This window comes from Bremerella sp. TYQ1, assembly GCF_020150455.1.
Lineage (GTDB): Bacteria > Planctomycetota > Planctomycetia > Pirellulales > Pirellulaceae > Bremerella > Bremerella volcania_A.
In genome coordinates, this window is record NZ_CP083740.1 from 4,068,337 (window position 1) to 4,083,436 (window position 15,100).

At 55.4% G+C, this 15,100-nt stretch carries 10 protein-coding genes; 6 read left to right on the forward strand and 4 right to left on the reverse strand.

The genetic code is table 11. The features are described from left to right. The first annotated feature begins 23 nt into the window (after positions 1-23). The 5 genes from LA756_RS16215 to LA756_RS16235 all read left to right on the forward strand — a co-directional run bounded on the left by LA756_RS16215 (position 24) and on the right by LA756_RS16235 (position 4,591). Entirely contained in the window at positions 24-884 is an 861-nt protein-coding gene (locus LA756_RS16215; protein ID WP_224435766.1) for a ThuA domain-containing protein, read from the forward strand. Positions 885-1,130: 246 nt separating this feature from the next. Continuing rightward, entirely contained in the window at positions 1,131-2,093 is a 963-nt protein-coding gene (locus LA756_RS16220; RefSeq protein ID WP_224435767.1) for a DUF1559 domain-containing protein, read from the forward strand. Positions 2,094-2,110: 17 nt separating this feature from the next. After that, entirely contained in the window at positions 2,111-2,500 is a 390-nt protein-coding gene (locus LA756_RS16225; protein WP_224435768.1) for a hypothetical protein, read from the forward strand. Positions 2,501-2,620: 120 nt separating this feature from the next. After that, positions 2,621-3,226 (forward strand): hypothetical protein, encoded by a 606-nt coding sequence (locus tag LA756_RS16230; RefSeq protein ID WP_224435769.1) that lies wholly within the window; start codon positions 2,621-2,623, stop codon positions 3,224-3,226. A 270-nt stretch (positions 3,227-3,496) separates the two neighbouring features. After that, positions 3,497-4,591 carry a hypothetical protein gene (locus tag LA756_RS16235; protein ID WP_224435770.1) on the forward strand — a complete coding sequence of 365 codons (1,095 nt, stop codon included), beginning with the start codon at positions 3,497-3,499 and terminating at the stop codon, positions 4,589-4,591. A 375-nt stretch (positions 4,592-4,966) separates the two neighbouring features. Here the strand turns inward: LA756_RS16235 and LA756_RS16240 are convergent, their stop codons facing one another. Further along, entirely contained in the window at positions 4,967-5,935 is a 969-nt protein-coding gene (locus LA756_RS16240; RefSeq protein WP_224435771.1) for an SPASM domain-containing protein, read from the reverse strand. Between the two features lie 294 nt (positions 5,936-6,229). Between LA756_RS16240 and LA756_RS16245 the strand changes: the two genes are divergently transcribed. Continuing rightward, positions 6,230-6,673, forward strand: a complete 444-nt coding sequence (locus tag LA756_RS16245) for a DUF4339 domain-containing protein (protein ID WP_224435772.1) — start codon at positions 6,230-6,232, stop codon at positions 6,671-6,673. Between the two features lie 3 nt (positions 6,674-6,676). On the opposite strand, the gene LA756_RS16250 is transcribed toward LA756_RS16245, so the two are convergent. The 3 genes from LA756_RS16250 to LA756_RS16260 all read right to left on the reverse strand — a co-directional run bounded on the left by LA756_RS16250 (position 6,677) and on the right by LA756_RS16260 (position 15,005). Next, on the reverse strand, positions 6,677-8,128 hold the full coding sequence (locus tag LA756_RS16250; protein WP_224435773.1) for a DUF1501 domain-containing protein: 1,452 nt from the start codon (positions 8,126-8,128) through the stop codon (positions 6,677-6,679). Between the two features lie 45 nt (positions 8,129-8,173). Then, positions 8,174-11,035, reverse strand: coding sequence for a DUF1553 domain-containing protein (locus tag LA756_RS16255; RefSeq protein WP_224435774.1), 2,862 nt, complete (start codon positions 11,033-11,035; stop codon positions 8,174-8,176). 172 nt (positions 11,036-11,207) lie between these two features. Beyond that, positions 11,208-15,005, reverse strand: a complete 3,798-nt coding sequence (locus tag LA756_RS16260; protein ID WP_224435775.1) for a S8 family serine peptidase — start codon at positions 15,003-15,005, stop codon at positions 11,208-11,210. Between the last annotated feature and the right edge of the window lie 95 nt (positions 15,006-15,100).

The following is a 15,100-nucleotide window of genomic DNA, read 5'->3' on the forward strand; positions in this document are numbered from 1 at the left end:
AAACCTGTTCAAGGAATGCCCCTATGTCGTATCGCTTTGCTCGTCCGCTGCTGACGATGCTGCTTGTGCTGGCCGTCGCTGGAACTTCGTTCGCTGAAGAGAAAGCGAAGCTCAAAGGCTTGCTCATCACTGGCGGTTGCTGCCACGATTACCCTGCCCAAATCAAGATCATCACCGAAGGCCTCAGCCAACGCGTCAACATCGAGTGGGATGTCGTCATCGCCGGCGACGGCCGCCAGGTGAAAGTGCCAGTCTACTTGAATCACGACTGGATCAAACCGTACGACGTTGTCTTCCACAACGAATGCTACGGCCACGTCGACGACGTCGAGTTCGTCGAAGGGATCGTCAAAGCGCACACTGAAAACAACATTCCGGCCATCTTCGTGCACTGCTCGATGCACAGCTATCGCAACGCAAAGACCGACGAGTGGCGCAAACTGATCGGCATGCGAAGCACCAGCCACGAAGGCAAGCATCCGCTAGACATCGTCACGCTCGAGTCGGATCACCCCATCATGCAAGGCTTCCCTAAAGATTGGAAAGTCGACCGCGGCGAGCTCTACAAGATCGAAAAGACTTGGGACTCCGCCACCCCGCTCGCCAAAGCTTATGGGGTCGACACCAAGAAGGATCACAACGTCATCTGGTGCAACGAGTACGACGGCACGAAGAGCTTCTCGACCACGCTCGGACACTACAACGAGACGATGAACAACGATGTTTGGCTGAGCCTCGTCGCTCGCGGCTTGCTTTGGACCGTCGATGGCTTGAACGAAGATGGCACGACGAAACCAGGTTTCGAAGGAACCGGCAAGAAAGAAATTGACCTCAGCACGCCGAACCCTGACAAAGACAAATCGCCTACGAAGGCCAAAAAATAACCACGCCTAACCGCTTGTCAATTTAATACTTACGCAGTGGCTGCCGTTCCCCAGGGACGAGCAGCCACTCTCTTTAGGGGAGCGGCCCCCGTTCCAGCGTGCCCAAAAAGGCACCTCTATCGCCACAATTAATCTGTTGTCGCTTCCATTATTTAGTTAGGCTAAGTAGCTGCATTTTATTGTTTACATGCAATCCTACCGCAAAACGCCATCCTTTATCTTCCTCCCTTGAAGAGTGCCAACCCCATGACCAAAGCATTCTCGCGCCGCGGCTTCACCCTTGTGGAGCTTCTCGTGGTGATCGCCATCATCGGTGTGCTCATTGCATTGCTGCTGCCGGCTGTGCAACAAGCTCGCGAAGCAGCTCGACGCATGAGCTGCACCAACAACATGAAGAACATCGGCCTGGGCCTGCACAACTATCACGATACGTTCGGCAGTTTCCCGTCAGGTTACATCAGCAATCGCACCCAAGTCGCTTCCAGCGGCAACTGCTGGAGCTCTTCCGGGTCGAACAATGCGTTTGCCCCTTGGACCGCCATGCTGCTGCCGTTCATTGAACAAGGCAACCTGCACGATCGGTTCAACTTCTCCGAGAAGTTCACCATGAACCCGATCGACGGTGCCGGCAGTGCCACCAATCAGGCGTTGTTCGATACGCAGCTGGACATCTACCAGTGCCCTTCCGATCCACGCACCTCGCAACAGGAAAACCTGCTTTCCTACATGGGTGTCATGGGGGGCGGTATCTGGGATTCGTCTTCCAGCACGTACGACTTCCAGTGCCGAGCTTCCAGCGATCCGCTGCGTGGTAACGACACCAACGGCATGCTGTATCACAACTCCGGCACCAAGTTCCGCGACGCCACCGACGGTACGACCAATGTCATCATGGTGGGAGAAAGCCGTTACCAAACCCACAATCGCCCCGACGGCAAGAACTTCGGCTGGGCCAGCAGCGCCAACATCAACAACTTGTGGTGCATGCCAGGCACGCTTGCCAGCGCCTTGGCTCCGATCAATTCGTTGCAGGAAGCCTCGCACAGTACTCAATCGCGTTGCTTCGGCAGCTACCACCCCGGCGGCTGCGAAATGCTGCTCAGCGATGCCTCGGTGCAGTTCTTCATCGAAACGATGGACACGCAAATGTATAGCCAGTTGGCCATCCGCAACGACGGCCTGCCGGTCAGCGGTTATAACAGCAACTAAGCGAAGGAACGCGACCCATGAAGAACACCCTTTATGCCGCGGTATTGCTTGGCTGTGGTTTGCTGACGCTCGGTTGTGCCAAGTCGGACGGCTTGGATCGCTTTCACCTATCCGGCGAAGTCACCTACGACGGCCAACCGGTCCCCAAAGGCGAAATCCAGTTCACGCCCAACTCGCGCGAAGGCAACCCAGGCCCAGGCACGTTCATCAACATTGAAAACGGCCACTACGAAACGGCCCCCGGCAAAGGCGTCCTCGGCGGTGCCTACGGCGTTCGCATTGTCGGCTACGATGGCCAAGCCAATTCCGAAAGCGACCTCGGCGTGAGCTTGTTCAAGCCATACTCGCAGCGAATCGACCTCCCCAAGGAAGACTCGACGCAAAACTTTGAAATACCCAAACGCTAACCCCTAGCGCGACAACACCATCGTGCAGGCAACCCGGCCCCACCGGGTTGCCTTTTTTTGTTTCGAAGCCATCGGCCTGCTACAAAGAGGTACTTCCTTTGCGTCAACAATGGGCCGCCCATGAGCACGACCTACCAAGTCCTCATCCATCCGACCGCCACCCCTGACAATGCCGCTGCAGAGGCCGCTCGTCTGCGCAACACATTGATCGACGCAGGTATCATCGCGGCCGAAACGTCATCCGACGTCGTGCTCAACGGAATAGGGTACTTGCCCGGCCCCAAACTGAACGAGCTTTACCGATGCCAGCCCGCCACAGCCGATTGCCCGGCGGAACTCGACTATTGGAACGACCTTACCGAGATCGGCGTGCAAATCGTCGCGGAGAAGTGGGTCAACTTCTTCGGCTTCACCGTTTTTCACTGGATGCGTTGTCCCACGTGTGAAGCAACGTTCAACGATCCCCACGATTTGGTCGGCTCACTCGTCGATGCAGCCGCCAACTTCTATAACGACGAAGGTTCGACCGACATCCCCTGCCCTGCGTGCGAAAGAAGCTTCGACGTGACGCGTTGGCGAACGAAACCAGACCTCGGGTTATGTTACGTTGCCGCGCTTTTCTGGAACTGGCCTACCTTCGAATCGCCTGGCTGGCAAATCTCGATCCCTGAACAAATCTCCCAAGCACTCGGCGTCTCATTAAAAACCAGCTTCGGTCGCATCTAGTCGAAACAACGCTTCACGCATCCACATAACTCCAGGTGCCATCCTCACCGTTGCCACAATAGTCGAAGGCGTCGTGCTCACGTCCGCGTGATAACTCTCAAACAGAGGGTGCCATGCCGTCGTCTTCGTCGGCATGTCTTCTTACGCTGTGCAATCGTTTGTCCCGGATGCCATGCTCAGGTCATTTTTCAGGTGACCGTCGATCAAAAATCAATTACAACGGCGGCTGGGACCAAGGGATTCAAGCGATCTGACTTACGGAGGGGAACCATGCGAATGGGACGTGAACCGATCACCTGCGGCTTGGCCGTTTTGCTTAGCCTTCTTTCGTGGAGCGCCGCGGCCCAGGGCCAAGAGGCCGTTTCGCCGGCCGACGAGGCCCTGGCCCGGCAGCATCTCGACGCGTTGTGCGATCATCTCGAAAGAATCGAATACGGAGCGTTCTCGTTCCTCGTCGAGCAAAAGTCAGAAGTCTTTCCCAATGTCCAGCGCGAACGCCAAGTCATCGAACAGACCACCGGACGTTACCAGTTCGACTTTCCACGCGACATGGAAAGCTGCAACATGCTGGACCGGGCCAGTTGTTCGACCTACTGGGTTCGCAACGAAGAAGCGGTGTTCATGATTGAAAATCGCGACCGTTTCTGTGGCGTGCTGATGTACGAACGGGACAAAATGCCGGAGTTCTTCCCGGCCTACATGCCGTTCGATTTCCGCGAGATGCCTATCATCGGCAGCGGCTTCTTGATCGTGCCGAAGCCGGTCGCGTTTCAATCACCGCGTGAAGGGTTTGAGATGCAGAAGATTATCGCGGTCGAAACGGACGGAGCCAGCGTGCATGTGACCATTCAAAACAAAGAGAAGTCGATTCGCGAAGTCGCCGAGAACCTGCCGGAAAAATATGCGAGCCTCAAGGAACAGATCTTGAAAGTACTCGACGAGGGAAAACGCCCTGGTGTGCTGCGGGGACGCACGATGCTCTCGTTCGATCGCAACCAACTAGGCGTGGTAACGAAGTGCCGACGCTGGGTCTCTGGATTCGAGCGGGAAGATTGGCAGCAAACTTCGTCGGCCGAAGTAACGTGGGCCATGATCGGCGAAACGTTCGTACCGAGCCAGGTAATCTGCGACATGTCAGCGCGCGGGGATGGCAAGCCGGCCAAACGGATTGAAGTGTCTCTGACGTGGGACTTCGTGAACGATCATCGCGACCAATTACAGTTCACGCCCGACGCCGTGGAAGCGCTGCATGGCCGTCCGATCTATGACACCCGATTGCCTGACAACCGGCAAGTCGGCATTGTCGGTCACGCGCGACTTCCGATTCGCGTTCCGGAAGAGAAACGTCGCGCAGAAAAAAAGTAGCGAGGTCGACTTGGCCCTCGGTCGTCGCTCCGCCAGGGCAACTTTCGCCACCCTTAATTCGGCCGCCCTGCCCCCTCGTTGACCGATGCGCCTATTGTAACGAAGTATTGCACAAGAATACATCTTTTATCCACGATTTATTAGCCAGGCATACGGCGAGTCTATGCGAAAACTCGCGTCCTTTTCGGCAAAAAGAGGCTCGCAATAAGGGAAACGATTCCGTCACGTTTTCATGCTTTAAAAGCGTGACTGCGTAACCTCAAGCGCAGGCATCCGTTACGCCGAAGTGCCGCTTCGCTTGGACACCCTGGTACAATGGTCGAAGCGGATTCTTTCTTAACGGACGATCGTTGGCAACTCGATGCATGGCTTCCTTTACGACGCTTTTCGTGGCGTCCGAAAGATCTCTCTCGCCGAGCTGCGTGCCGTCAGGCGGCCTTCTGATTCATCGGCGATCTTTCGCAGCTGCTGGTGTGGGTACTCGTGGAAGCGTTGTTCGCCGACCGAGTCGTAAACGCTGATCAGCGATGGTCGACGGAGTGTGCTTCCAAGACCGGGGCAGCCTTGGCATTGGCTTTCGGTACGGTTCATCCGCCACGCCTCCATCGCCGAGCTTTCCCACAGCCCGCGTAGCGAGTCTTCTTCCAAGCCGCCGAAGTAAACACGTTGTCGCCGCTGGCCGCTGCACCCTGTCAGTTGCCCGCAAGCCCCAAACGTCATCACGCGGTATGGCTCTTCGCATAGCTTCATGCCGTAGTCGGCTTTCTGCTGTTCGAGCGAAAACGCACTCGCGCCGCCGCTTCGCTGGACACGGAATGCGGCTCGCCAGCCAAGCGAGTCGAGTCGACCGGCCAGATCGATCGCCAGGTTTCCTTGGGGTATGCGGACGATCAGCTCCGACGAAAGCTGCCAGGCATGCTTCACGCGAGCATAGTACTCGATGGTACGCAGCCACGATTCGAGACCTGCTTCGAGCTGCTCGGAGTCGGTCTCATGAAACGGCAGCAGTTGATGCCGGAGGGGGTTAGGCAGCGCGAACTCGATGGTTGTGAAGGCCCGAAAGACCTCTTCGACTTCCTGCCGCATCATCCCTTCTCCGGTGGTGAAGAGAACCCGCTGCGGAAACCCCGTCAGCGCGATCATTCGGCCCTGGTCGACCAGCTGAGCGAGTTCGCCGGGGTCGGCTTGGATGCCGCGGACGTGGACCGAATGAATCGTTTCGACACGACGGCTGGCAGTCAGGATTTGAGACAACCGACCTGGTGACATCACCACGCGGTGGTTGCCACTGGCATCGAGCAAATGGAGCGCGAGCACCCACGGGTCGTACTTGAGACGCGACATAACGTGATCATCCCTGAAGCATATGACTTGCGATCGTGCCGCTTCGCTATCGGGCGCCGTTCGCTGTGTCGAAGCCGCCCTACTCAAAGGCAGCCGTAGTTGGTCGATCCAAAGCACCGAATGTGCCGGGGACGGATGGCCCTGCTCCTGAACAGGTAGCGTTTTCAGGGGCCATGCATGATGGAGGCGTAGAGCATGATCATTTCCATTTTGGCAAAACGGATCAATATCAATCCCCTACTTTGCCCGAGCCTGCTAGCTTCGCAAGCACCATGAAGGAGTGATGAAGGTTCGATGAACTCGATCGTACTTCCCGAACGAACAAACACCGCATGCGTAACGAACGACGGAACACCCGGTGAAGAAGCCCCTTTCCTACAGGCCCCCGCCATGAAAACGGAATTGATTTACCAAAAACTCGGCGAGATCTTCCCTACCCTCAAGCCGTTCCTTGAGTCAGGCAAAAAGAAGAAGCACCAGTATCCTGGGCGTGAAAAGCGGAAGACGCCGATCTTCGCTCCGGAACCACCCAAAGATGCGAAGCCTGACTTGACCGAGTTTTACGTCAAGTTCCCGCCCAAGTTTCAGGAGTCGGGCCCCTACCGTCTGGCCGAACTGAAGACGCTCGCACGCGACGGCTTGATCACCGCGGAAACGCACATTCGCACCGAGAAGTCGTCTTGGATTTACGCCAAGAACATCAAGGGCCTTGTCTCGGTGCAGCCGGAAGACGAATAACGGCTACGCCAAAATGTCGTGGACCACATGCCCATGAACGTCGGTCAAACGGAAATCTCGACCGGCATAGTGATACGTAAGATGTTCATGATCCATACCCAAGCAGTGCAAGATGGTGGCTTGCAAGTCGTGGACGTGGACTTTGTTTTCGGCAACTTTGAAACCGAGCTCGTCGCTTGATCCGTACGAATAGCCTGGCTTCACTCCACCGCCGGCCATCCAAACGGTGAAGACGTCGGGGTAGTGATCGCGACCGAGAATTTGGCTGCCGGCCGTTCGTCCTTCGCGGAATGGGGTTCGGCCGAACTCGCCGCTCCAAACCACCAAGGTATCTTCCAGCAGACCTCGCTGCTTGAGATCCTTCAAGAGCATCGTCACTGGCTTGTCCATCGTGGCACATTTGCCCGTAAGACCATCGCCGAGTCCTGTTGCCTTTCCGGTGCCGTGGAAGTCCCAGCCCCAGTCAAAGAGGTGAACAAAGCGGACGCCTCGTTCGACCAGGCGACGAGCCAGTAAACAGTTGTTGGCCAGGCTCGAGTCACCTGGCTTCGCGCCATAGGCATCGAGCGTCGACTGCGTTTCCTGGCTTAAATCCATAGCCTCAGGAGCCGCCATTTGCATGCGGAAGGCCAGCTCGTATTGGCTGATTCGCGTTTCCGTTTCCGGATTGCCGTTTCGCTGAAGCTCCAGTTCATTCAAGTCGTTCATCGCGTCGAGCGTCATTCGCCGCATGTCCTTGCTCATCCCTTGCGGGTTGTTCAAGTACAAAACGGGGTCTCCCTTCGACCGGCACTGAACGCCCTGATAGACAGATGGCAGGAACCCGCTGCCCCAGTCGCTGTTGCCGCCTGACGGATTCGATCCGCTGGAAACGAGCACGACGAAGCCTGGCAAGTTTTGATTTTCTGAACCTAATCCATAAGTAACCCAAGAGCCCATCGAAGGGCGTCCCAAGCGTGGCGATCCGGTAAACAGCAGCAGTTCCGCCGGAGCGTGATTGAACTGATCGGTATTCATCGAGTGGACGAAACAAAGATCGTCCGCGACATCTTCCAAGTGATTCAGCGCGTCCGACATCCACAAGCCAGACTTACCAACTTTGCGGAACTTGTGCGGCGTGCCCATCAGCTTGGGCGTGCCCTTGGTAAACGCGAACTCCTTCCCTTCGAGGAACTCCGCCGGGCAGTCCTTGTCGTTGTACTTCAGCAACTCCGGCTTGTAATCAAACATGTCCAAGTTCGGCGGCGAACCGGTCATGTGCAAATAGATGACCGACTTTGCTTTGGCAGGAAAGTGCGGCTGATCCGGAGCCATCGGGTTCTTGCTTCGCGTATCGGAAGCTTGCAGTGAACCTCCCAACAACGAGCTTAACGCCATGCCACCAATACCGGCCTGGCACTGCGATAGGAAGTAGCGACGCGTGATATTTTGGAGAGGTCGATGGAAAGGATTCATCGGATTACTCTGGGAAGTAAGGGAGTTGGTGGCTGCGAATCAGGCTTAGCGGTTAAGTGCTTCGTCCAGATTCAACAGCACGTTGCCCACGATCGTCCAAGCCGCCATTTCATCGGCAGCGGCTCCGTCAGGAAGAGGACCCAGTGGGTCGGTCGCCAGTTTGGTGGCTTCCTCTGGCATTTCGGCATATTGCGATTTGGCTTGCTCGAACAGTTGCTTGAGGCGAGCCGTTTCCTGCGCGGTCGGTGGTCGTTGGAGCGATCGATAGAAGGCGTATTCCAACTTCGCTTCGAGCGACTTGTCTTGCTGCTTCCAAACCTCGTGCCCCAAAGCTTGAGCCGCTTCGATGTAAACCGGATCGTTCAATGTGACCAAAGCTTGCAGTGGCGTGTTGGTCGTGATGCGGCGAATTGTGCAAACTTCACGGCTCGGGGCATCGAACGTTGCCATCGATGGATAAGGAGTCGTACGACGCCAGGTCGTGTAAAGCCCGCGACGATAGCGGTCTTCCCCGGTGCTGTTAGTCCAGTCAGTCGAACCACCAAACGCCGAACGCAGCCCCAAGTTCGGCCGTGGTGGCTGAACCGATGGGCCGAACATTTTATCGCTCAGCAAACCACTGACCGCCAATGCCTGATCACGAACCATTTCGGCCGAAAGACGAACCCGCGGACCACGCGAAACCAATTGATTACGTGCATCCTTTTCCAACTTCTCTGGCGTTGTGGTGGCCGATTGGCGGAAGGCCTGACTCATCACCACTTGCTTGACCAGCCATTTGGTGTCCCAGTCATGCTCCATCAATTCAACCGCTAATGTGTCGAGCAATTGTGGATGGGTCGGCAGCTCGCCTTGCGAACCGAAATCTTCACTCGTTTCGACAATGCCAATGCCAAACAGCTGTTCCCAGTGGCGGTTCACGACCACGCGAGCGGTCAGCGGGTTTTCTTTGCTGACCAACCACTCGGCCATCGCCAGTCGATCGGCTCTGCTATCTTCCGGAAATGCGTGGAAGCTATCGAGCACGCTCGGGCCGACTTCCTCGCCATGCGATTGATAGTTACCCCGAATTTGAATGAACGACTTGCGCTGCTTATCTGCTGGCAATTCCTGCATCACCGGACTGGTGATTGGCTTGATGGCATTCAGCTTCTTTTCCAACGCGGCGATCTGTTTCTTCTGCTTTTCAAGTTCCGGCGAATTGCCTTTCAAATAGGCGGCCAATTCATTGCGAGCTTGCTCGTCCATACCGTCGATTGTCTTCGGCGGAACGAATTCGGCACTTGGATTGAATGGCGAGTTCACGCGACCGGCCCAAACCGGCTGGCGATTTTCGTCCAGCAGAATCACGCGACACGACTTCATTCGGTTGAAGAGATTGTTGTCGGTACGATTCCAAATCACCACTTTGTCGATCGTCGTGTTGGCACCCAGATCGACTTCCCACCAAGGATTCTTCTCTTCCTTGGTGTGCGTCGTGCTCATCGCCCCGGAGTAGTCTCCGTTGGTATTGCCATCGATCGCCAGATTGGGCGGGCCGTTGTAATCGACACTGCTTTGCGTTGCTTTTCCCTTCATGGCAACGTTATCAGCACCGGAGAAAACTTGGACCTCGGCAATGTGCAGGAAACCGCCGTCGGTCAGATTTTCGACGCGAACATATCGCCCGACATTCGGAATGCTTTCGGAAAGCACAATGTCTGTCGAGTTCTCTAACATTCCTTTGAGTTTGCCCTTGGCCTGGTCAATCTGCGATTGGATGCTGGCCTGTTGAGCCTTCTGCTGGTCGGTAAACCAGCTATGGACAGGGGCTTCGTCACGACGATCGGCATCGGCGGTCTGATTGAAGATCGCAAAGAACTCGAAGTATTCTTTCTGCGTGATCGGATCGTACTTGTGCGTATGGCACTGAGCGCACTCCATCGTGAGTCCCATCCAAGCCAAGACGGTTGTATTCACACGATCGACGACGGCTGCGTTGCGGAACTCTTCGTCGTTGGTGCCCCCTTCGGTGTTGGTCATCGTGTTGCGGTTAAAGCCAGTCGCAACGATTTGCTCTTGGGTCGGATTCGGCAGTAAGTCGCCGGCAAGCTGTTCGATCGAAAACTGATCGAACGGCTTGTTCTCGTTGATCGCCTGAATGACCCAATCGCGGTACGGCCAGATCGTTCGCAGGTAATCGGAAGCGTATCCCATCGAATCGGCATATCGGGCAATATCGAGCCAGACACGCGTCCAGCGTTCGCCGTAAGCAGGATCGGCCAACAACCGATCGACCAGCTTTTCATAGGCATCGGGGGAGTCATCGTTGACGAATGCTTCGGTCTCTTCAACCGAAAGCGGCAAGCCGGTCAACGCGAACGAAACGCGGCGAGCCAGCGTGTAGCGATCGGCTTCTTCGTTTGGCGTGAGCCCTTCCGCTTGGAGCCGCTTGAGCACGAAATGATCGATCGGATGTTTCACCCAATCTGTTTGTTCGACTTGAGGTGGGTCATGTTTCTTGGGCGGCACAAACGACCAGTGCGGGGCATACTTGGCACCGTCGTTAATCCACTGCTTGAGCAGCTGAACTTCTCGCTCCGTAAGAGGCTTTCCGATCTCGGGAGGTGGCATCCGCGAAAATTCATCGTCGGAAATTACCCGCGCAATCAATTCACTGTCATCGGCATGCCCCGGGATGATGGCTTGCATGCCGCTTTCGAGTTCGGCACGTGCTTCTTCCTCGAGATCCAGGCGCAGCCCGGCCTCTCGCGATTCGGGATCAGGCCCATGACAATGAAAGCATTTGCCAGAAAGGATCGGACGAATATCACGTCCGAAATCAATCTCGAGTTCTTCCGCCGTTGCGACCATCGGCAAGACGCTCAAGCAGAAAATTGCTAGAGCGGAGCGAATTAATATTTTCATCAGACACCAGAGGGGCTGTGTTGCGGCAGGATTGAGAAAGGGTGCTCAAGCCAAATGCATTATTTCTCAATTCGGGCGGAACAGCAATATTTAACCACCCGATCCCTTGAGAAAATTCGCATTTTGGGCACGAGGATCTCTTGCGCTCTCCTCTAGTTTGCAAAATGCCGCCCTAATTTGGCAGAAACGCGTCACGCTTGCGTAGTTTGCGCCACTGCTCTTCGTACTGCTCTGCAAAGTCCCAGCCCAGTTCTCCGTAGATATCCGAGCGTTTCTTGTACAGCAGCAAGTTCGTTGGGTCGTCAGCAATTAGCTTATTAAGCAATTGCAACGCTTCCGCTTGGCGTTCGTGCCGTCGCAGTCGACGAAGGTGCAACAGGGCAAACTTCTTGTCCGTCGTATCAATCCAGCTAGCAAGCTGGTCAAACGTCTTCTCGAACAGTTCGGTGCGTTCCTTCTCGTCCTTAGGCTCTTTGCGGATGTCCTTGTTTTCAGGATGCTCTGGGTCGTCTTCAGGCAGATCCATATAGGCCAACGCACGAGCTTTGCGATAAAGCGTATCGATGATCACTTCCTTCTGCTCGGTCATTTCCTTCATCTGCTTCTTTTCTTTGTCGGTCTCGGGATCGCGACGCTCCGCAAAGTAGCTGCGGACTTTTCCCACGTTAATCGCTTTCAGCACCGCGTCAGCCGCTTCCACGACTTCCGGAAGGTGATCCTTGCGATCGTTGTCATCCAGAATAATGAGCTTGGCCTGCAGCAGCGGAATGTGCTTCTTCTTTTGCTTGTCCAACTCCTTGAACAACTTATCAAACTCTTTCTTTTGCTTCTTATCTTTCAGTGTCTTCAGATGAGCCAGCTTCGTTTCAAAGAGCTTATCCTCCAACGAAGGTTCATGTTCTTTTGGTTCATCGGAAGGCTCTGCTTTGGGACTTGGCTGAGGAGCGACAACATACTCCAAGGGGAAGCCGCCAGGGCGACGTGCGTCGCCGCCGAGCTTCGCATCTGGATCACCGAATTGAATTTCGCCCAATAATAGATCTCCCGGCGAAGCCTGCTTCGGCAAACCCTTGGTATTAAGTGTCAGGAAGACCGGCAGCAACTCGCCTGGCCGCAGCCATGTCGAACTGAAGCCACCTGACTGGCTGGCCGCCTTTGCGTGCGAGTTAAACGTACGAACGCCAGGGCCTCCGCCGATATCGAAATCAAGCCAGATCGGCATGTTTTCGAGTTCCAAGACTTCGTCGCGATCTTCCTGACGGAAGTAGAACGTCAACGTGTACTTTCCTTTTTCCAGCGAAGCACTGCGTCCCCCTGCCCCGGTCTGCATGACACGCTTATTAGTGTCGTAAATCACATACACGCCACCAGAATAGCGATCGTAACCATTGGCCCAGATGATCGGCTCTGGAGTGACCGTCGACTTTTCGCTCAGGCTGAACTCGTACGTCAACGTGATTCCGTAATTCAAACGCTTGCGTGGGAACTCGTCACGCTGCGGGTCGAGAGCCTCAACATCACTCTTCACGGGAAGAAGCGTCTTACGCAGCTTCGTGAACTTAGCACTCGGCTTCAGCTCGATCGGCCCCAGGCTCGATTGAACGTCGACGCGATGAATCGGATTCGTTCCATCCCAAGCCAAATCGCCGGGGCTGGGAACGATGCCAAAGAAATTGGCTTCCAGCTCGACTTCGGTATCGCCGAGGGTCGACCAATATTGAGCCAACGTCATCTCCAAAGTCTTTCCTTCGGCGACGGCGAAGCTGATTTCGCTGACTTCGTTTGGTTCGACCCGGAGGAAGCTTTTGTTCTCGATCGTCGGAAACGCTCGATCTTCCAATCGCTGCAGTGCGTGAAACACGTACAACTTCGAGTCATCCGCTTTTGTTGGCTTTACTCGCACGTTAACCCATGTCGCCCCCATCGGAACGTCAACAAACGTTCGATCCACTTGGCCTGGCGTTAGACGCAACGTCGTCTGAAATTGGGTTGGCGTCTTGCGAGGAGTCGGCATAAGCACGGTGATCGGCAGACGGAAACGAGGTCCCATTTCAGGCCGATTGGCGTAATATCCTTCAACAGAAGCAAAGTGTGCTCCAGGCTTCAGTTGGCGTGGATCGACTTCAATCTTGAAGCTTCGCCCGCCATGATTCAGGTAAAAATTCTCTGGCACTTTCACCCAGTCAGCGTCGCACTTCAAAAAGAACTCGGCCTGGTAGTTCGCACGTGGATCGAACTTATCGTCTTCGTTGAAGACTGGATCGACATCCACAGTCACTTCCTGAACTCGGGCAAGCTCGTCCGGTTCTCGCAGATATATGCCACGCTTGGTTCGCATGCCTGGCAGCGAAACTTCGTAGCGAACTTCTGGTTCGACATCTTCGTGATGGTCTTCCAACCAATTGAATGCCGCATCGACTTGGATCAAGCCGTGGCCGTTAGCCCAAACCGAGCCCCCTTCCAGCTTCCGAGCGGTATTCTTGATGGCCAACTTGACCGACTCAGGCGTGTACTCGATCTTCTCTTGCTTCAAGCCACTTAAGATCAATGCGACCCCGCCACAAGCATTCGGCGAAGACATCGACGTACCGTTCATCAACATGCCTGGCGAAAGCGCCGAACGCGAAACGGGCGCGACCGCAGCTCCAGGGGCAGTAATGTCGACACCCAAGTCACCATCCATCGTCGGCCCGCGCGAACTCCATGTGAACGGTGTTTCACCCAGTTCTTCTCGAACCGAGTAGGCCGCCGACATCAGCTCAGGAGAAACGTAGGCACCGACGCCTAGAATGGCTGATGTCGTTCCGCCAGGTCCGCCCACGGTACTAAGGGCCGGGCCGCTATTTCCAGCACTGGCGACAAAGATGACCCCGTATCGATTGACAATCTCCGAGAACAAACGAGCCGTACGGCCGGTGCTCCACTCAGGCGAAGGACCGCCGTAGCTCATGTTGATCAGGTCACAGTTGTTTTCCAGCACTGCGATCAGACCACGATCTTCACCAATGCCGGTTGAGTTCGAACCTAGTCGCGAATCGCCGATTTTCACCGAAACAATCTGTGCCCCAGGGGCAACGCCATTGAGCTCCGGCGAATCAGGATGATTGGCGGCGATGATACCACCAACGTGTGTTCCATGCGTACCGGCATCGACGACGATGCTAAGCACATCTCCGTCCTGATAAATGTTGACGGCAAAGGTGACCAAGTCGACTTCGCCAAACGTCGAATACTGACGCTTCACTTTGTAGTTGGTCATCAGCTTTTCGTCGGCCAGATCGCCATCTTCGTCAGTATCGATGGCGGCCTGCCACGACTTGCCGTCGCTGAAGACAATGCAGTCGTAGATCGGGCCTGGATCGCTCCAATTCTTACCAAGCTTGGTCAACTCTTCGAGACGCGTTTCAAGTTCCTTCTTCTCTTTCTTCTTCTCCCCTTTCGGCTTCGGATTCGCTTTGTCGAACGCCGCGATCTCGCGCGTCAACTGCTCGACTTTCACGCGAACCGATTCATCCCATGGCTTACGATTTTCGGAGCGAAGTCGCGGAATGACGTGACCGGGGAACAGCTCGTAGGCGGGCTTCATGCCGACGCGATACTCGCCGCTGGGGTTCTTCCATTTCTCAGGAATCGTTAGTTTGCGGCCGGTGAGCCCTTCAATCTGGCCTTCTTCCACTTTGCGAATCGTGGTCGTTCGGACGTCGCCACTTCCAGTCGCATCGATCATGTCGATGATTTTTGGTTTGCCATCCGAAGTGACTTGCAGCCCCGGGGCAGCCGGATCGCAGCCGGTATCGAAGACAGCCACAATCACGTCACGTCCGTCAAATTTGCGATGCTTCTGCAGAAAGCGAGTCGCCCCGATTTCTTTCTTAGGCAGCAGATCTGACGCGGGAAAAATGGCTTCCTGGGCAAGCGATGGGGGGCAAATGGCCAGGGTCAAAGCGAAAGAGACGGCAAGTCGAATCATGGCTGGCTTAAGTCAGAGGAACGTTCGCGAGGATCGGATCGGAAGGGGCACGGAGCCGCATATTCTTCTTAAACTCTCTATTCTAGGTCGCATCT